Source organism: Pseudomonas sp. MWU12-3088, assembly GCF_023242405.1.
Taxonomy (GTDB): domain Bacteria; phylum Pseudomonadota; class Gammaproteobacteria; order Pseudomonadales; family Pseudomonadaceae; genus Aquipseudomonas; species Aquipseudomonas kribbensis.
The window spans coordinates 315,629-331,861 of sequence record NZ_JALJEA010000005.1; the positions used below are offsets into that span (position 1 = coordinate 315,629).

A 16,233-nucleotide genomic window follows, 5' to 3' on the forward strand; every position below is an offset into this window, starting at 1 on the left:
GGACCATGCAAACTCGTGACGACATCTTCAACACCCTGCGCGATGCCCTGGTCGAGCTATTCGAACTGGACCCGGCCCGTGTGAGCCTGGAATCGAACCTGTATCAGGACCTGGAAATCGACAGCATCGACGCCGTCGACCTGATCGACCACATCAAGCGCCAGACCGGCAAGAAAATCGCCGCCGAGGAATTCAAGTCGGTGCGTACCGTCGGCGACGTGGTCGAGGCGGTCTACCGTCTGGTTCAACCGGCCGCATGAGCCGATTGATCGGCCTCGGCCTGCTGCTGGCGGGCCTGTTGTATCCCTTTGCGGTGTATTTCGGCATGGAGCACTTTGCGCCGTGGCAGTTCGGCCTGCTGCTGGGCAGCCTGTGGCTGGCCCGCGCGCTGACCGGCGAGCGCAAGCCCGGCAGCCTGTGGATGGCCTGCGTGGCCATCGTGTTCTGCCTGCTGCTGGCGCTGTTCGACAGCCCGCTGTTGCTGCGCTGGTATCCGGTGCTGATCAGCGGCTTCATGCTGGTGCTGTTCAGCCTGAGCCTGAAATACGGCCCGCCGATGGTCGAACGTCTGGCGCGAATTCGCGAGCCGCAATTGCCGCCCGAGGCGATCCGCTACACCCGTCAGGTCACCGTGGCCTGGAGCGTGTTTTTTTTCTGTAATGGCTTGTGCGCGGCCCTGCTGACCCTTTGGGCGCCGCTGCACTGGTGGATGTTGTACACCGGCCTGATCTCCTACGGATTGATCGGCCTGATGTTTGCCATTGAATGGCTGATACGACAACGGGTAAGAGGTCGCCCATGAACTGGATAAAACTTGAGCAGCTGTTGCTCAAGGATCTGCCGCAGCGCGCCGTCACCGTCGCGCCGGCACTCGATCACGCACACCTGCGCGAACAGGCCCTGAGCCTGGCCGCCGGCCTGCAAGCCAAGGGCGTGCAACGTCTGGCCGTGCACCTGGAAGATGCCGCAGAACTGGCGATTGCCCTGCTCGGTGCCTGGCGTGCCGGCGTCAGCGTCTTGCTGCCTTCGGATCTGCAAGCGCAGACCCGCCAGCGCTGGTCGAACGAAGTCGACCTGTGGCTGACCGATCACGCAGACGACGCACACCTGAGCGACTTGCAGTACACAGCTCTGACGGGCGCTGAACTGGATCTCGACCAGTGCCGCCTGAGCCTGTGCACCTCCGGCTCCAGCGGCGAGCCCAAACGCATCGACAAATCCCTGCGGCAACTGGCCAACGAAGTCGAAGCCCTCGAGCAACTGTGGGGCGCGGATCTCGGTGAGGCCTGCATCATCGGCAGCGTCGCCACCCAACACATTTACGGTCTGTTGTTCCGTGTGTTGTGGCCGCTGTGTGCCGGGCGCGTGTTTCTGCGCAAACAACTGGCCTTTCCTGAAGACATGCAGCGCGCCAGCCGCCAACACCCGGCCTTCGCCTGGGTGGCCAGCCCGGCGTTGCTCAAGCGCATGGGCGACAACCTCGACTGGCCGGCCCTGAGCGCCGTGCGTCGGGTGTTTTCCTCCGGCGGCGCGCTGCCGGCAGATGCTGCGCAGAGCCTGCACCAGCGCTTGCAGCAGTGGCCAACGGAAATCCTCGGCAGCTCGGAGACCGGCGGCATCGCCTGGCGTCAGGGCCAACAGCTGTGGCAGCCGTTTGCCGGTGTCGAGCTGAGCCAGGACGGCGACGGCGCCCTGTTGATCGCCTCGCCATACTTGCCCGCCGGGCATGTCGAACACACCGCCGATGCCGCAAGCATCGAAGCCGATGGTCGCTTCGAACTGCTGGGGCGGCTGGACCGGATCGTCAAACTGGAAGAAAAACGCATCTCTCTGCCGATGCTGGAGCAGGCCCTGGTCGCCCACGACTGGGTCGCCGAAGCGCGACTCGGTGTGGTGCAGGAAAACCGCGCGTCCCTCGGTGCCCTGCTGGTGCTCAGCGAATCCGGCCTGTTTGCCTTGCGCGAACACGGCCGGCGCAGCCTCACCGAAACCCTGCGCCGTCACCTCGGCGAGCATTGCGAAGCCCTCGCCCTGCCCCGGCGCTGGCGCCTGTTGCGACAACTGCCGCTGAATCCTCAGGGCAAGCTGCCACAGGCCGACGTCGAAGCCTTGCTGCTGGCGCCGCGTCCGAAAGCACCGGAGGTTCTGGAACAAACCGAAACCGATGGCGAGTGGAGCCTGCAACTGAGCGTGCCGCCAGACCTCGCTTACTTCAGCGGTCACTTCCCCAAGGCCCCGGTGCTGCCCGGCGTGGTGCAGGTCGAGTGGGCGCTGAACCTCGGTCGTCAGCTGTTGAACCTGTCCGGCGCGTTCGCCGGCATGGAAGTGCTGAAGTTCCAGCAACTGGTGCGCCCCGGCGATGAAATCCAGCTGCATCTGCGCTTCGACCCTGAACGCGGCAAACTGTATTTCGCCTACCGCAACGACACCGCCACCTGCTCCAGCGGGCGGATTCTGCTGGGGACTGGCAATGCATAATCCTTGCGCGGTCATCCCGGTGTACAACCACGAAACCGCGATCGCCACGGTGGTCGATGCCCTGCTCGCCCAAGGCTTGCCGTGCATTCTGGTGGACGACGCCAGCAGCAAATCCTGTGCAGCCGTGCTGGATGTGCTGGCCGAACGCGAGCGGGTGTACCTGGTGCGCCTAACCACCAATCAGGGCAAGGGCGGCGCGGTGATGACCGGCCTGCGTGAAGCGGCGCGACTGGGTTTCAGCCACGCCTTGCAGGTCGACGCCGACGGTCAGCACGACTTGCAGGATGTCGCGCGGTTCGTCGAGGAATCCCGCGCCCATCCGCGAGCGCTGATCTGCGGTTATCCGCTGTACGACGCCAGCGTCCCCAAGGGTCGCCTGTACGCCCGTTACCTGACTCACGTGATGGTGTGGATCAACACCCTGTCGCTGCAGATCCGCGATTCGATGTGCGGTTTCCGCGTCTATCCGCTGGAACCGACACTGGCGGTGATCGACTCGGCGCGGATCGGCAAGCGCATGGATTTCGACTCGGACATCCTCGTGCGCCTGTCCTGGCGCAACCAGCCGATGCGCTGGCTGCAAACCAGCGTGCACTACCCGCTGGACGGTGTGTCGCACTTTCGGATGTTCCACGACAACGTGCTGATTTCGAGCATGCACACGCGCCTGTTCTTCGGCATGTTGCTGCGCTCGCCCGCGATCCTCTGGCGACGGTGGCGCGCATGACCGTCGAAACCGACAAGAAGCACTGGGCCGACCGCGAAGAGCGCGGCAGTTTCCTGCTGATGAAATTCACCGCGTTCGCCGCCAGGGTCCTTGGCCGACGCCTGCTGAGCCCGTTGCTGTACGGCATCGTCCTGTACTTCTTCCTGTTCGGCCGTACGGCCCGGCGCAGCGCCTGGCAGTATCAGCAGCGCCTCGCCGACTGGAGCGGTCGCCATGAATTGCGCCCGAGCCTGTGGCGCGTGTTCGAGCAGTTCATGGCGTTCGCCGATTCGCTGCTCGACAAGCTCGACGTATGGAACCGCAAGCTGAGCATCGAGCAGATCGAAATCATCGACCCGGCGCTGTTGCGCAATCAGTTGCGTGGCAGTCGCGGGCAAATGCTGGTGGGCGCGCACCTGGGCAACCTCGAAGTGTGCCGCGCACTGGCGGAGATCGGCGAAAAGGTCACCATGAACGTGCTGGTGCACACCAAGCACGCCGAACAATTCAACCGCCTGCTGGGCGAAGCCGGGGCGACCAATCTGCGGCTGATCCAGGTCAGCGAGCTGGACCCGGGGGTCATGCTGCAGCTGAACGAACGCCTGGAGCGCGGCGAATGGCTGGCGATTGCCGGCGACCGCGTACCGCTGCATGGCGGCCGCAGCGTCACCGTGGATTTCCTCGGCCATCCGGCGCGGTTCCCGCAAGGTCCGTGGCTGCTGGCCGGCCTGCTGAAATGCCCGGTCAATCTGCTGATGTGCCTCAAGCAACCTGACGGCCACTATCGCCTGACCCTGGAGCCGTTCACCGAGGCCGTGACCTGGACCCGCCGCGACCGCGAACAGGTCATTCATCAGTGGGCGACCCGCTACGCCGAACGACTGAGTCACTATTGCCTCGAAGCCCCCAAGCAATGGTTCAACTTTTACCCTTTCTGGAAGACCGATGACGACGCCAACCCATGAGCCGGTAACCTTCGGCGAACGCCCTTTGCGCATCGAAGACGTGCTGGCCCTGGCCAACCGTCAGGCGCCCGTGCAGTTGCAGAGCGACGCCGACTACCGTGAACGCATCGCCAAAGGTGCGCGGTTCCTCGATTCGCTGCTGGACAAGGAAGGCGTGATCTACGGCGTGACCACCGGTTACGGCGACTCCTGCGTGGTCGCGGTGCCGCTGCATCACGTCGAAGCGCTGCCGCAGCACTTGTACACCTTCCACGGTTGCGGGCTGGGCAAACTGCTCGACGCCCAGGCCACCCGCGCGGTGCTGGCGGCGCGTCTGCAGTCGCTGTGCCACGGCGTGTCCGGGGTGCGCATCGAGCTGCTGGAACGCCTGCACGCCTTCCTCGAACACGACATCCTGCCGCTGATCCCCGAAGAGGGTTCGGTGGGCGCCAGCGGCGATCTGACGCCGCTGTCCTACGTTGCCGCGACCCTGTCCGGTGAGCGTGAAGTGATGTTCCGTGGCGAGCGCCGCCAGTCCGCCGATGTGCACCGTGAACTGGGCTGGACCCCGTTGGTGCTGCGCCCGAAAGAAGCGCTGGCATTGATGAACGGCACCGCCGTGATGACCGGTCTCGCCTGCCTGGCCTACGCCCGCGCCGATTACCTGCTGCAACTGGCCACCCGCATCACCGCGCTGAACGTGGTGGCGCTGCAAGGCAATCCGGAGCACTTCGACGAGCGCCTGTTCGCCGCCAAGCCGCATCCGGGGCAGATGCAGGTCGCCGCGTGGCTGCGCAAGGATCTGGCGATCGACGCGCCGACCGCGCCGCTGCATCGCCTGCAGGATCGCTACTCGCTGCGTTGCGCACCGCACGTGCTCGGCGTGCTGGCCGACAGCCTGAACTGGCTGCGTTCGTTCATCGAGACCGAACTCAACAGCGCCAACGACAACCCGATCATCGACGCCGAAGCCGAGCGCGTGCTGCACGGCGGGCACTTCTACGGCGGGCATATCGCGTTCGCCATGGACAGCCTGAAAAACCTCGTGGCCAACGTCGCCGACCTGCTTGACCGGCAACTCGCGCTGCTGGTGGACGAGCGTTACAACCACGGTTTGCCGAGCAACCTGTCCGGCGCCAGCGCCGACCGTGCGATGCTCAACCACGGCTTCAAGGCTGTGCAGATCGGCGCCAGCGCCTGGACCGCCGAAGCGTTGAAAAACACCATGCCGGCCAGCGTCTTCTCGCGCTCCACCGAGTGCCACAACCAGGACAAGGTGAGCATGGGCACCATCGCCGCCCGCGACGCCATTCGCGTGCTGGAGCTGACCGAACAGGTCGCCGCGGCCACACTGCTCGCGGCCAATCAGGGCGTGTGGCTGCGTGGCCGTGATGAAGACGCACGACCACTGCCGCCGTCCCTGACCGCGATGCACGAAGCGCTGGCCCAAGACTTCCCGCCGGTGATCGAAGACCGCGCACTGGAAGGCGAACTGCGCCTGTGCCTGCAACGCATCGCCGAACAACACTGGAGGCTGCATGCGTAGTGCCGGAGTGCTTCACGCCGATACGGAAATCCTCGTGCCGTTCTTTGACGTCGACACCATGCACGTCGTCTGGCACGGCCATTACGTGAAATACCTGGAAGTGGCGCGCTGCGCGCTGCTCGACAAGATCGGCCACAACTACAACCAGATGGTCGATTCGGGCTACGCCTGGCCGGTGATCGACCTGCAATTGCGCTACGTGCGCGGCGCGGTGTTCGGTCAGCGGCTGAACGTGCGCGCCAGCCTGGTGGAATGGGAAAACCGCCTGAAGATTCACTACCTGATCACCGACGCCGAGACCGGCGAGCGCCTGACCCGCGCCAGTTCGGTGCAGGTCGCTGTCGAGGTGAGCAGCCGCGAGATGCAACTGGCGTCGCCGAAAGTCTTCACCGATGCCGTGGAAAGGATGCTGCGATGAATGTGTTTGTGAAATCCCTTGGAGCCCTGGCACTGCTGACGCTGTCGTCGCTGGCCAACGCCTTCGACCTGCAACAGTTGAGCGATCAACTGGCGAAACCGGACGTGATCCACGGCCAGTTCATCCAGGAAAAGCACCTGCGTGCCCTGCCCCAGCCGCTGATCAGCAAGGGCACCTTTGTCCTCGCCAAGCATTACGGTCTGCTCTGGCTGCTGAAAACCCCGCTGCAGCAGGACTACCGCATCAACGCAAAAGGCATCGCCCGTCGTGACGTCAGCGGTTGGCAACTTTTGCCGGGCAAGAGCGCCGGCGCCGAACAGAACCGTCTGTTCCTCGCCGTGCTGCAAGGCGACAGCAGCGGCCTGCAACGGGATTTCGAACTGGCCCTGAGCGGCGATGCGCAGCAATGGCATCTGACTCTCACCCCGCGCTCGGTGTTGCTCAAGCAGGTTTTCAACCAGATCAACATCACCGGCGGCACGCTGGTGAATACCATCGAACTGCTGGAAACCCAGGGCGACAGCACTGTGCTGCGCATGCAGGACAGCACCGCCGGCCAACCGTTGAGCGACGCGGAGCAACATGACTTTGCCGAGTGAACGCAGGCTGCCCTGGCTGTTCCTGATCCTGTTGCTGGCCGTCGTCGCATTGGGCGCGTGGCAGTGGCGCGACGGCGCACCGCTGTCGGCGAACCTGATGGAGCTGGTGCCCGGCACCCATCCGGACGCCGTCGAGCAGCGTGCCGAACAACGCATGCAGGAACCGCTCAACCGGGAAATGCTGGTATTGGTCGGCCACACCGATCGCCAGCAAGCCGTCGCCATGGCCCAGACGCTGGGCGAGCAATGGCAGGCCAGCGGACTGTTCGAAAAAGTGCAGTGGAACCTGCAAGCCGACCTGCCCGCCCTGCGCACGCAATTGCTGCAAGGGCGACTGGCAATGCTCTCGGCGGATGATCGGCAACTGCTGATCGAACACCCGGATGCCTTTATCCAGCAGCGGGTGCAGGCGCTGTTCGATCCGTTCACCGGTTTCAGTCTGGTGCCGAGCCAGGACGACTGGCTGGGCCTGACTAGCCGTATCCAGAACAGTCAGCCGCAGCACGGCGCGGTGCAACTGGATATCGGCAGCGGAGCGTTGATCGCCGATGCCGACGGCAAGAGCTGGGTGCTGCTGCGGGCACGCACCACCGGCAACGCCTTCGACATGAATTTGCCGCTGCAAGTCGCCGCGCTGCTGCAACACAGCCGCGAGCAAGCGGCGAAATCCGATGTGCAACTGCTGGCCGCCAGCGGTTTGCTCTACGCGGCCAACGGTCAGCAGCAAGCGACCCGGGAAATTTCCTGGGTCGGCGGCGGCGCGACCCTCGGCATTCTGTTGCTGCTGTTGCTCGCCTTCCGCCGCTGGCGGGTGTTGCTGGCATTCATTCCGGTGCTGGTGGGCATGCTGTTCGGCGCAGTGGCCTGCGTGGCGCTGTTCGGGCACCTACATGTGATGACGCTGGTGCTCGGCTCTAGCCTGATCGGTGTCGCGGTGGACTACCCGCTGCACTACCTGTCCAAGAGCTGGAGCCTCAAACCCTGGCGCAGCTGGCCGGCGCTGCGGTTGACCGTCTCGGGCCTGACTCTGAGCCTGATCACCAGCGCCATCGGTTATCTGGCGCTGGCCTGGACACCGTTCCCGGCCCTGACCCAGATCGCCGTGTTCTCCGCCGCCGGGCTGCTCGGCGCTTACCTGTCGGCGGTGTGCCTGCTGCCGGCGCTGTTGAGCAACGTCGAATTGCGCCCGGCGCAGTGGCCGTTGCGGCTGGCCGAACGCATGGTCAGCCTTCGGGAAAACCTGCTGGAACACGTGCGCACGCCGATTCTGTTCGCCCTGCTGATCGCCTTCTGCGCCGGCGGTCTGGTGCAACTGCAAAGCAAGAACGACATCCGCCAGTGGGTTGGCGCGCCGCAGCATCTGACCGATGAGGCGCAGGCCATCGCCCGCATCACCGGTTATCAACCGACCAGCCAGTTCTTCCTGGTACGCGCGGAAAACCAGGAGCAACTGCTGGAGCGTCAGGCCGCGCTGAGTGAGCGCCTGGAGCAATTGGTCAACCTCGACAAGTTGCAGGGTTTTCTGGCGCTCAACCAACTGGTCAGCCCGCCGAGCCAGCAACAGGAGGTTCGCGAAGCACTGAACAAGTTGCCGCAATTCTGGCAGCCGCTGCTTGAAGTCGGCGTTCCGCTCGCGGCCCTGCAAACCGAACTCGCGCAACTGCAAGCCCTGCCCGCCGAAGACATCGACACCGCGCTCAGCGGCCCGCTCGGCGAGCCCTACCGCACCCTGTGGCTCGGCCCGGTAGAGGGCGGTGTGGCGGCAATGGTCAGCCTGCAAGGCCTGAACAACCCCGCACTGCTGCGGGTGCAGGCGCTGGACCTGCCCGGCGTGGAGCTGGTGGATCGCCTCGGTGACCTGAACCGGGTGTTTGCCGAAACCCAGATCAGCGCCGCCGAACTGAAACTCGCCTCCTGCGTGCTGATCGTGCTGGTGTTGATCCTGCCGTTCGGCCTCGGTGGCGCGTTGCGCATCGTTTCCCTGCCGCTGCTCGCCGCGCTGTGCAGTCTGGCCAGCCTCGGCTGGCTCGGTCAGCCGCTGACCCTGTTCAGCCTGTTCGGCCTGCTGCTGGTGACGGCGATCAGCGTCGATTACGCGATCCTCATGCGCGAGCAGGTTGGCGGCGCGGCGGTCAGTCTGCTCGGCACCTTGCTGGCGGCGCTGACGACCTGGCTGTCGTTCGGCCTGCTGGCGGTGTCGAGTACGCCGGCGGTGAGCAATTTCGGTCTGTCGGTAAGCCTCGGGCTGGCCTTCAGCTTCATGTTGGCGCCGTGGGCCGGGCGTCATGCCCATGCCGCGACAGTCGCGGAGCCGGCAGCATGATGGTCGCAGTCTTCTGGGTCATGGCCCTGGCGCTGTTCGCCGTGGCCACCCGCGTCGGCCGGCATTTCGGGTTGATTCCGATTGTCAGCCAGTTGCTGCTGGCCAGCTTCATCCTGCCGCTGTTGATGTATTTCTGGATCGAACCGGGCTGGCAGCTCAGCGGCGCCGATCTGATTGCGCCGGACTGGCTGAAAAACCTCTACAGCCTGAGCTTTGCGCTGCTGCTCGGGCACATCCTCAGCGATGTGATCGACCTGCGTCTGGATCGCCAGAGCGTGAAAATCGCCGTGCCGAGTTTCGCCGTGCCTTTCGCCTGCGGACTCGCAACGGCGTACTGGCTGCTGCCGGCGCAACCGTGGATCAACTCGCTGGCCATCGGTCTGGTGTTCGCCATCACCGCAATCCCGGTGCTGTATCTGTACCTGCGCCATATCGACTATCCGCCCGCCGCCACCCGGCGTCTGGTGCAGACCGCGATCCTGATCGACCTGACCTGCTGGACCCTGTTCGGCCTCGCCCAGGGCAGCCTGCACCTGAGCAGTCTGTTGCTGCCGCTGGGGCTGGCCTGCGTGCCGTTGCTGTTGCGGGTATTCGCAATCCGCCGGCCGCTGACTTACAGCCTGGGTTTCTTTGCGCTGCTGGTGCTGGCCGAACACTACAAGCTCAATGCGCTGATTTTCGGCATCGGCTACCTGCTGTGCATGGCCGCGCTGAAAGTGCCGCTGGTGCTGCCGCTGCCGGCGCGCTGGATGAACCGTTTGCAGACGTGGATCGCGATTCCGCTGATCCTCACCTTCGGCATCGTGCAGATCGATGTGCACAGCGCCCTCGCAAGCCTCGGCGCTGTGCAATGGGCAGCGTTGCTGCTGTTGCCGATCGCCAGCAAATTGCTCGGCAACTGGCTGGGCATCGGCTGGGCCGGCGCATCGTTCGAAGGAGCCAGCCGCTGGCGCGAAAGCGTGCTGCTGAATATTCGCGGCCTGAGTGAAATCGTCTTTCTCAACCTGCTGTTGCAACAACAACTCATCAGCCCGGCGCTGTACTTTGCGCTGATGCTGATGGGGCTGATCGCGACGCTGTTGCCGGCCTTCATCGGCCTGCACCGTGCGTCACTGAACCCTATTGCCGTACCCAGGAGCTCGCGTGCCAATCGTTGAAATGGAATCCCGTCAGGTCGTGATCATCGGCGCCGGTCCCTCCGGCGCCATCGCCGCTGCGTTGCTCAAGCGCAAGGGGCACGACGTGCTGGTCATCGAGCGCCAGCATTTTCCGCGGTTTTCCATCGGCGAAAGCCTGCTCAGTCATTGCCTGGATTTCGTCGAGGAAGCGGGGATGCTCGATGCGGTGAACGCCGCCGGATTCCAGCGCAAGACCGGGGCGGCATTCGCCTGGGGCGAGCGCTACAGCGCGTTCGATTTCGGCGATACGTTCACCGGCGGCAAACCGACCACCTTCCAGGTACAACGCGCCGACTTCGACAAACTGCTGGCCGATCAAGCCGCGCTGCAAGGCGTGGAAATCCGTTATGGCGATGCCATCGTCAGCGTCGATTTCGACCGCCCGCGCCCGCAACTCGATGTGCGTCGCGAGGACGGCAGCGAGTACCGTGTCGAGGCCGGTTTCGTTCTCGATGCCAGCGGCTATGGCCGCGTTTTGTCACGCTTGCTGGACCTGGAAGCACCGTCGAATTTCCCGGTGCGCCAGGCCGTGTTCACCCACGTCGAAGATCACATCGACCACCCGGCCTTCGATCGCGAAAAGATCCTCGTCACCACCCATCCGCAGCATCGCGATATCTGGTTCTGGACGATTCCGTTCAGCAACGGTCGCTGCTCGGTGGGCGTGGTCGCTGCCGCTGAACATTTCAATGGTCGCGATGCTGATCTCGATGCCTGCCTGCGCGGTTTCATTGCTGAAACGCCAAGCCTGGCCAAAGTGTTGAACAACGCCGTGTGGGATACCCCGGCGCGCACCCTCGGCGGTTATGCCGCCAACGTCAAAACCCTGCACGGTCCGGGTTTTGCTCTGCTAGGCAACGCCGCCGAGTTTCTCGACCCGGTGTTTTCCTCCGGCGTGACCATCGCCATGCGCTCGGCGAGCATGGCCGCCGGTGTATTGCACCGGCAGTTGCAGGGCGAAACCGTGAACTGGCAAAGCGAGTTCGCCGAGCCGTTGAAACGCGGCGTCGACACCTTCCGCGCCTACGTCGAGGGATGGTACGCCGGCACTTTCCAGGACGTGATTTTCCATGAGCAGGCCTCCCCGGACATCCGTCGCATGATCTGCTCGATTCTCGCCGGTTACGCCTGGGACGAACGCAACCCGTTCGTCAGCGAAGCACGCCGCCGGCTGAAGACGATTTCCGAACTCTGTGCAAAGGACGACACATGAATTACTTGAGCGACAGCTACGTCGAGGAAACCCGTTTCGGCTTCTGGTTCCTGCGCAGCCACACCTGGCAGCACCATGTATTGCGCGTGGCGATCAACGATTTGCGCGGCTTGTTCAGCGAAGCGCTGCCGGCCAATCCGGTGCTGCTGGACGCCGGATGCGGCCAAGGCAAATCCTTCGGCCACCTGCGCCAGACCTTCGCGCCACAGCGTTTGATCGGCGTCGATGCCGACCCGCACAGCCTGGAACTGAGCGCCGCCGAAGCAGTGCGCCAGGGTTTTGCTGTCGAGCTGATCGGCAGCGACTGCGCGACACTGAATGTTCCGGATGCGAGCGTCGATCTGCTGTTCTGTCACCAGACCTTTCATCACCTCGTGGAGCAGGAAAAGGCCCTGGCCGAGTTCTACCGGGTGCTCAAGCCGGGTGGTTATCTGCTGTTCGCCGAGTCCACCGAGGCTTACATTGATACGTGGGTCATCCGTTGGTTGTTCCGCCACCCGATGCATGTGCAGAAGAGTGCGGCACAGTATCTGGAAATGATTCGCCAGCAGGGCTTCGAGTTCGGCGAGCGGAATGTTTCCTACCCGTACCTGTGGTGGAGCCGGGCGAAGGATTTCGGCCTGCTGGAACGTTTTGGCCTGCGCCAGCCGAAGCCGTTTGGCCAGCGTGAAGAAACCCTGGTCAACGTCGTGGCGCGCAAACCGCTGGAAGAGGCTGTCTGATGCCGCGTGTTCTGCTGCTCGCCTGCGTCCTGCTGCTGACCGCTTGCGCCAGCCAGGCGCCGTTGCCTGTGGATAACCCGACGCTGCCCTTGCCGCTGCAACTGCACATCGAGCGCCAGCAAGCCGGACAGCGTCAGGACTGGTTGCTGGTGATCCAGCGCGAGGGCCCGGGCATCCGCTGGTCGATGATGGATCCGCTGGGCATTCCCCAGGCCCGTCAGCAACTGATCGACGGACGCTGGCAGGCCGACGGCCTGCTGCCGCCGAATCCGGAAGCCCGGGAGTTGTTCGCGGCGCTGCTGTTCGCCCTGACGCCTGCCGGCGAGCTGTCACGCAATTACCCCACCGCGCAGCAACACGACGGGCAACGTTCCTTGCCGGCACGCTGGGACGTCCGCTATTCACAACCGTCGAGCTTCGAATTGAATCTGCCCCAAGGCCCGCACTATCGCGTGTCTCCCTTAGGTGAATCGACGCCATGACCGCCTACCTCAACGCCCTCGGCGTGATCTGCGCCCTGGGCCGTGACAAGCAAGAAGTCGCCCGCCACCTGTTCGCCGGCGATTGTTCGGGCATGCGCCACGAGTCGGGCTGGGTGCCGGAACGCGAGTTGCCGGTGGCCGCCGCACGCGGTGATCTGGCGCCCGTTCCGCCACAGATGGCGGCGCACAAGAGCCGCAACAATCAGTTGTTGCTGGAAGCCGCGTTGCAGATTCGCGACGACATCGACGCTGCCATTCAGGCCTACGGCCCGGACCGCATCGGCGTAGTGCTCGGCACCAGCACCTCGGGTATCGACGAGGCCAGCCAGGGGCTGGCGCATTACATTCGCAACCAACAGTTCCCGGACGATTACGACTATCGGCAACAGGAACTCGGCGCCCCGGCGACCTTCCTCGCCGACTGGCTGCAACTGAGCGGCCCGACCTATGTGATTTCCACGGCGTGCACCTCCAGCGCCCGAGCCCTGATGAGTGCCAAACGCCTGCTCGATCTGGGGCTGTGCGACGCGGTGCTGTGCGGCGGCGTCGACAGCCTGTGCAAACTGACGCTCAATGGTTTTTCGTCGCTGGAAGCTGTTTCCGGGGAGCGCTGCAACCCGTTCTCTGCCAACCGCAACGGCATCAATATCGGCGAGGCAGCGGTGCTGTTCGTCATGAGCAAACAGCGCGGCGACGGCCCGGCCATCGCCCTGCTGGGCGCTGGCGCCAGTTCCGATGCCCATCACATTTCCGCACCTGAACCGTCCGGCCGAGGCGCGTTGCAGGCCATGCAACAGGCGCTGGATCGCGCCCGACTGCAAGCCGCGCAAATCAGTTACCTGAACCTGCATGGCACCGCCACCCAACACAACGACGCCATGGAAAGCCTGGCCGTTGCCACCCTGTTCCCGCAGGGCGTGGCGTGCTCCTCGACCAAACCCATGACCGGCCACACCCTTGGTGCTGCCGGCGCACTGGAAGCCGCGTTCTGCTGGCTGAGCCTGAGTGCCGACAACCCCGACCACGCCTTGCCGCCGCACGTCTGGGACGGCCAGGCCGATCCCGACCTGCCAGCGCTGAAGTGGGTGACCGCGAGCGAGCGCCTGGCGTCCATTGCACCCCGCTACCTGATGAGCAATTCGTTTGCCTTCGGTGGCAATAACGTCAGCCTGATTATCGGAGACGCCCCATGACTGACTGGCCGCTCGCCGAATTGCTGCCCCACGCTGGCGACATGATTCTGATCGACCGGATCCTGAGCTTCGACGACGAGCAGATCCACACCATCCTGACGGTCAAACCCGATGGCCTGTTCAGTCTGCCCGACGGCAGTCTGCCGGCGTGGGTCGGCGTCGAACTGATGGCGCAGAGCGTTGCCGCGTTCGCCGGCTGCCATGCACGACAGAAAGGCAATGCGGTGGAGCTGGGCTTTCTGCTCGGCACCCGCAAATTCGAATGCAATGTCGAGGCGTTTCCCGTCGGTTGTGAACTGACCATCCACGGCATCCGCTCGCTGGAAGATGACAACGGCATGGGCGTGTTCGAATGCCATATCCATGCGCCCGGCATCGAAGCCAGCGCCCGGCTGAACGTGTTCCGCCCGCCGCATGCGGCGCAATATCTTGAACAATTGAAGGAGTCGAACGATGACTGAATTCGTACTGGTCACCGGCTCCAGCCGTGGCATCGGCCGCGCCATCGCACTGCGCCTGGCCCAGGCCGGCCACGATATCGTCCTGCATTGCCGCAGCGGCGTGGCCGAAGCGCAAGCGGTAAAAGCCGAAGTCGAAGCGCTCGGGCGCAATGCGCGCATCCTGCAATTCGACGTGGCCGACCGCGAAGCCTGCAAAGCCATCCTCGAAGCCGATGTCGAAAGCCACGGCGCCTATTACGGCGTGGTGCTGAACGCCGGCCTGACCCGCGACGGCGCATTTCCCGCCCTGAGCGATGACGATTGGGACGTGGTATTGCGCACCAATCTCGACGGTTTCTACAACGTCCTGCATCCGGTGATGATGCCGATGATCCGCCGTCGCGCCGCCGGTCGCATTGTTTGCATTACCTCGGTTTCGGGGCTGATCGGCAACCGGGGCCAGGTCAACTACAGCGCTTCGAAGGCTGGCGTGATTGGTGCCGCAAAGGCGTTGGCGATCGAACTGGCCAAGCGCAAAATTACAGTCAACTGTGTCGCGCCGGGCCTGATCGACACGGCCATGCTCGACGAAAACGTGCCGGTGGAAGAACTGATGAAAATGATCCCGGCACAACGCATGGGCACCCCTGAAGAGGTGGCCGGTGCGGTGAATTTCTTGATGTCGGCGGAAGCGTCGTACATCACCCGCCAGGTCCTGGCGGTCAACGGAGGCTTGTGCTGATGAAGCGCGTTGTCGTCACCGGCATGGCCGGCATCACCTCGCTGGGCAGCGACTGGGACACCATCGCCGGCAACTTTGCGGCCAACCGCAGCGGCATCCGCCGGATGGATGAGTGGGATCGCTTCAGCGAGCTGAACACCCGACTGGCCGGGCCGATCGATGATTTTCTGGTGCCGGCGCACTGGACACGTAAACAACTGCGCAGCATGGGCCGGGTCTCGCGGCTGGCCGTCGGCGCGGCGGAAAAAGCGCTGGCCGATGCAGGGCTGCTGGGCGACGAATCGATCAAGGACGGGCGCATGGGCGTCGCCTGTGGTTCGTCCACCGGCAGCACCGACGAGATCAAGGCGTTCGGCAACATGCTGCTGAATTCGGTGGCCGAAGGTCTGAACGCCAACTCTTACGTGCGGATGATGCCGCACACCACGGCGGCGAACATCAGCATCTTCTTCGGCCTCACTGGTCGCCTGATCCCGACCTCCAGCGCCTGCACCAGCGGCAGCCAGGGCATCGGTTACGCCTACGAGGCGATCAAGTTCGGCCGCCTGCCGTTGATGCTCGCCGGCGGTGCCGAAGAGCTGTGCCCGACCGAAGCCATGGTGTTCGACGCGCTGTACGCCACCAGCCTCAAGAACGATGCACCGCAAACGTCGCCACGCCCATACGACAAGGGCCGCGACGGCCTGGTGATCGGCGAGGGCGGCGGCATGTTGGTGCTCGAAGAGCTTGAGCACGCCCTGGCTCGCGGCGCGCGCATCCACGCTGAAATCGTCGGCTTCGGCAGCAACGCCGATGGCCAGCACACCACCCGCCCGGAACAGGTCACCATGCGCCGTGCGATGGAGCTGGCACTGGAGGACGCCGGCCTCACGCCTGACGCCATCGGTTACGTGAACGGTCACGGTACGGCTACCGAGCAGGGCGACATCGCCGAGACCCTGGCCACCAGCAGCCTGTTCGGCGAGCACATGCCGATCAGCTCGCAGAAGAGCTTCCTCGGCCACACTTTGGGCGCCTGCGGCGCGCTGGAGTCGTGGTTCAGCATCGAAATGCTCAACCGCGACCTGTACGTGCACACGCTCAACCTCGACGAAGTCGATCCGCACTGCGGCCAGCTCGATTACCTGCGCGGCGAGTTCCGCCAGATGCACCACGACTACGTGATGAACAACAACTTCGCGTTCGGCGGGGTCAATACCTCGCTGATTTTCCGCCGCTGGACACAACCGAATTAATCCAGGTCAAGGAG

Annotated in this window: 17 protein-coding genes; all 17 read left to right on the forward strand. The window is 64.2% G+C overall.

The window, feature by feature from the left end; all coding sequences use genetic code 11:
- The first annotated feature begins 5 nt into the window (after nt 1-5).
- From M5B98_RS15155 to M5B98_RS15235, 17 genes are read left to right on the forward strand one after another with little or no spacing between them, the layout of a single operon-like run.
- On the forward strand, nt 6-260 hold the full coding sequence (locus M5B98_RS15155) for an acyl carrier protein (protein ID WP_007909503.1): 255 nt from the start codon (nt 6-8) through the stop codon (nt 258-260).
- Entirely contained in the window at nt 257-802 is a 546-nt protein-coding gene (locus M5B98_RS15160) for a hypothetical protein (RefSeq protein WP_085711081.1), read from the forward strand. Before M5B98_RS15155 ends, M5B98_RS15160 begins: the two co-directional genes overlap by 4 nt.
- A complete protein-coding gene (locus tag M5B98_RS15165) occupies nt 799-2,478 on the forward strand; it encodes an acyl-CoA synthetase family protein (RefSeq protein ID WP_248743137.1) in 1,680 nt (559 codons plus the stop codon). Before M5B98_RS15160 ends, M5B98_RS15165 begins: the two co-directional genes overlap by 4 nt.
- The gene (locus M5B98_RS15170; RefSeq protein ID WP_119429511.1) at nt 2,471-3,205 is read left to right on the forward strand and encodes a glycosyltransferase family 2 protein; all 735 of its coding nucleotides are present in this window, start codon (nt 2,471-2,473) and stop codon (nt 3,203-3,205) included. The genes M5B98_RS15165 and M5B98_RS15170 overlap by 8 nt, the downstream gene beginning before the upstream one ends.
- A complete protein-coding gene (locus M5B98_RS15175) occupies nt 3,202-4,149 on the forward strand; it encodes a glycosyl transferase (protein WP_248743138.1) in 948 nt (315 codons plus the stop codon). The genes M5B98_RS15170 and M5B98_RS15175 overlap by 4 nt, the downstream gene beginning before the upstream one ends.
- Entirely contained in the window at nt 4,130-5,674 is a 1,545-nt protein-coding gene (locus M5B98_RS15180; RefSeq protein WP_248743139.1) for an HAL/PAL/TAL family ammonia-lyase, read from the forward strand. Before M5B98_RS15175 ends, M5B98_RS15180 begins: the two co-directional genes overlap by 20 nt.
- Complete coding sequence (locus M5B98_RS15185; protein ID WP_085685400.1) at nt 5,667-6,092, forward strand: acyl-CoA thioesterase; 426 nt, start codon at nt 5,667-5,669, stop codon at nt 6,090-6,092. Before M5B98_RS15180 ends, M5B98_RS15185 begins: the two co-directional genes overlap by 8 nt.
- A complete protein-coding gene (locus M5B98_RS15190; protein ID WP_248743140.1) occupies nt 6,089-6,691 on the forward strand; it encodes an outer membrane lipoprotein carrier protein LolA in 603 nt (200 codons plus the stop codon). The genes M5B98_RS15185 and M5B98_RS15190 overlap by 4 nt, the downstream gene beginning before the upstream one ends.
- Nucleotides 6,675-9,014, forward strand: coding sequence for an MMPL family transporter (locus tag M5B98_RS15195; protein ID WP_248743141.1), 2,340 nt, complete (start codon nt 6,675-6,677; stop codon nt 9,012-9,014). Before M5B98_RS15190 ends, M5B98_RS15195 begins: the two co-directional genes overlap by 17 nt.
- Complete coding sequence (locus M5B98_RS15200; RefSeq protein ID WP_248743142.1) at nt 9,011-10,171, forward strand: sodium:proton antiporter; 1,161 nt, start codon at nt 9,011-9,013, stop codon at nt 10,169-10,171. Before M5B98_RS15195 ends, M5B98_RS15200 begins: the two co-directional genes overlap by 4 nt.
- A complete protein-coding gene (locus tag M5B98_RS15205) occupies nt 10,158-11,405 on the forward strand; it encodes an NAD(P)/FAD-dependent oxidoreductase (protein ID WP_248743143.1) in 1,248 nt (415 codons plus the stop codon). Before M5B98_RS15200 ends, M5B98_RS15205 begins: the two co-directional genes overlap by 14 nt.
- A complete protein-coding gene (locus tag M5B98_RS15210) occupies nt 11,402-12,127 on the forward strand; it encodes a class I SAM-dependent methyltransferase (RefSeq protein ID WP_248743144.1) in 726 nt (241 codons plus the stop codon). The genes M5B98_RS15205 and M5B98_RS15210 overlap by 4 nt, the downstream gene beginning before the upstream one ends.
- On the forward strand, nt 12,127-12,609 hold the full coding sequence (locus M5B98_RS15215; RefSeq protein ID WP_248743145.1) for a hypothetical protein: 483 nt from the start codon (nt 12,127-12,129) through the stop codon (nt 12,607-12,609). The genes M5B98_RS15210 and M5B98_RS15215 overlap by 1 nt, the downstream gene beginning before the upstream one ends.
- Nucleotides 12,606-13,802 carry a beta-ketoacyl-[acyl-carrier-protein] synthase family protein gene (locus M5B98_RS15220; protein WP_248743146.1) on the forward strand — a complete coding sequence of 399 codons (1,197 nt, stop codon included), beginning with the start codon at nt 12,606-12,608 and terminating at the stop codon, nt 13,800-13,802. Before M5B98_RS15215 ends, M5B98_RS15220 begins: the two co-directional genes overlap by 4 nt.
- On the forward strand, nt 13,799-14,263 hold the full coding sequence (locus tag M5B98_RS15225) for a hotdog family protein (protein WP_248743147.1): 465 nt from the start codon (nt 13,799-13,801) through the stop codon (nt 14,261-14,263). The genes M5B98_RS15220 and M5B98_RS15225 overlap by 4 nt, the downstream gene beginning before the upstream one ends.
- Nucleotides 14,256-14,984 (forward strand): 3-oxoacyl-ACP reductase FabG, encoded by a 729-nt coding sequence (fabG, locus tag M5B98_RS15230; protein ID WP_248743148.1) that lies wholly within the window; start codon nt 14,256-14,258, stop codon nt 14,982-14,984. Before M5B98_RS15225 ends, fabG begins: the two co-directional genes overlap by 8 nt.
- Nucleotides 14,984-16,219 (forward strand): beta-ketoacyl-ACP synthase, encoded by a 1,236-nt coding sequence (locus M5B98_RS15235; protein WP_248743149.1) that lies wholly within the window; start codon nt 14,984-14,986, stop codon nt 16,217-16,219. The genes fabG and M5B98_RS15235 overlap by 1 nt, the downstream gene beginning before the upstream one ends.
- The last annotated feature ends 14 nt before the right edge of the window (nt 16,220-16,233 follow it).

Bases quoted from the DNA above. Each gene is read 5' to 3' on its own strand.
- M5B98_RS15155 (WP_007909503.1), top strand. From the start codon at position 6: ATGCAAACTCGTGACGACATCTTCAACACCCTGCGCGATGCCCTGGTC.
- M5B98_RS15160 (WP_085711081.1), top strand. From the start codon at position 257: ATGAGCCGATTGATCGGCCTCGGCCTGCTGCTGGCGGGCCTGTTGTAT.
- M5B98_RS15165 (WP_248743137.1), top strand. From the start codon at position 799: ATGAACTGGATAAAACTTGAGCAGCTGTTGCTCAAGGATCTGCCGCAG.
- M5B98_RS15170 (WP_119429511.1), top strand. From the start codon at position 2,471: ATGCATAATCCTTGCGCGGTCATCCCGGTGTACAACCACGAAACCGCG.
- M5B98_RS15175 (WP_248743138.1), top strand. From the start codon at position 3,202: ATGACCGTCGAAACCGACAAGAAGCACTGGGCCGACCGCGAAGAGCGC.
- M5B98_RS15180 (WP_248743139.1), top strand. From the start codon at position 4,130: ATGACGACGCCAACCCATGAGCCGGTAACCTTCGGCGAACGCCCTTTG.
- M5B98_RS15185 (WP_085685400.1), top strand. From the start codon at position 5,667: ATGCGTAGTGCCGGAGTGCTTCACGCCGATACGGAAATCCTCGTGCCG.
- M5B98_RS15190 (WP_248743140.1), top strand. From the start codon at position 6,089: ATGAATGTGTTTGTGAAATCCCTTGGAGCCCTGGCACTGCTGACGCTG.
- M5B98_RS15195 (WP_248743141.1), top strand. From the start codon at position 6,675: ATGACTTTGCCGAGTGAACGCAGGCTGCCCTGGCTGTTCCTGATCCTG.
- M5B98_RS15200 (WP_248743142.1), top strand. From the start codon at position 9,011: ATGATGGTCGCAGTCTTCTGGGTCATGGCCCTGGCGCTGTTCGCCGTG.
- M5B98_RS15210 (WP_248743144.1), top strand. From the start codon at position 11,402: ATGAATTACTTGAGCGACAGCTACGTCGAGGAAACCCGTTTCGGCTTC.
- M5B98_RS15215 (WP_248743145.1), top strand. From the start codon at position 12,127: ATGCCGCGTGTTCTGCTGCTCGCCTGCGTCCTGCTGCTGACCGCTTGC.
- M5B98_RS15220 (WP_248743146.1), top strand. From the start codon at position 12,606: ATGACCGCCTACCTCAACGCCCTCGGCGTGATCTGCGCCCTGGGCCGT.
- M5B98_RS15225 (WP_248743147.1), top strand. From the start codon at position 13,799: ATGACTGACTGGCCGCTCGCCGAATTGCTGCCCCACGCTGGCGACATG.
- fabG (WP_248743148.1), top strand. From the start codon at position 14,256: ATGACTGAATTCGTACTGGTCACCGGCTCCAGCCGTGGCATCGGCCGC.
- M5B98_RS15235 (WP_248743149.1), top strand. From the start codon at position 14,984: ATGAAGCGCGTTGTCGTCACCGGCATGGCCGGCATCACCTCGCTGGGC.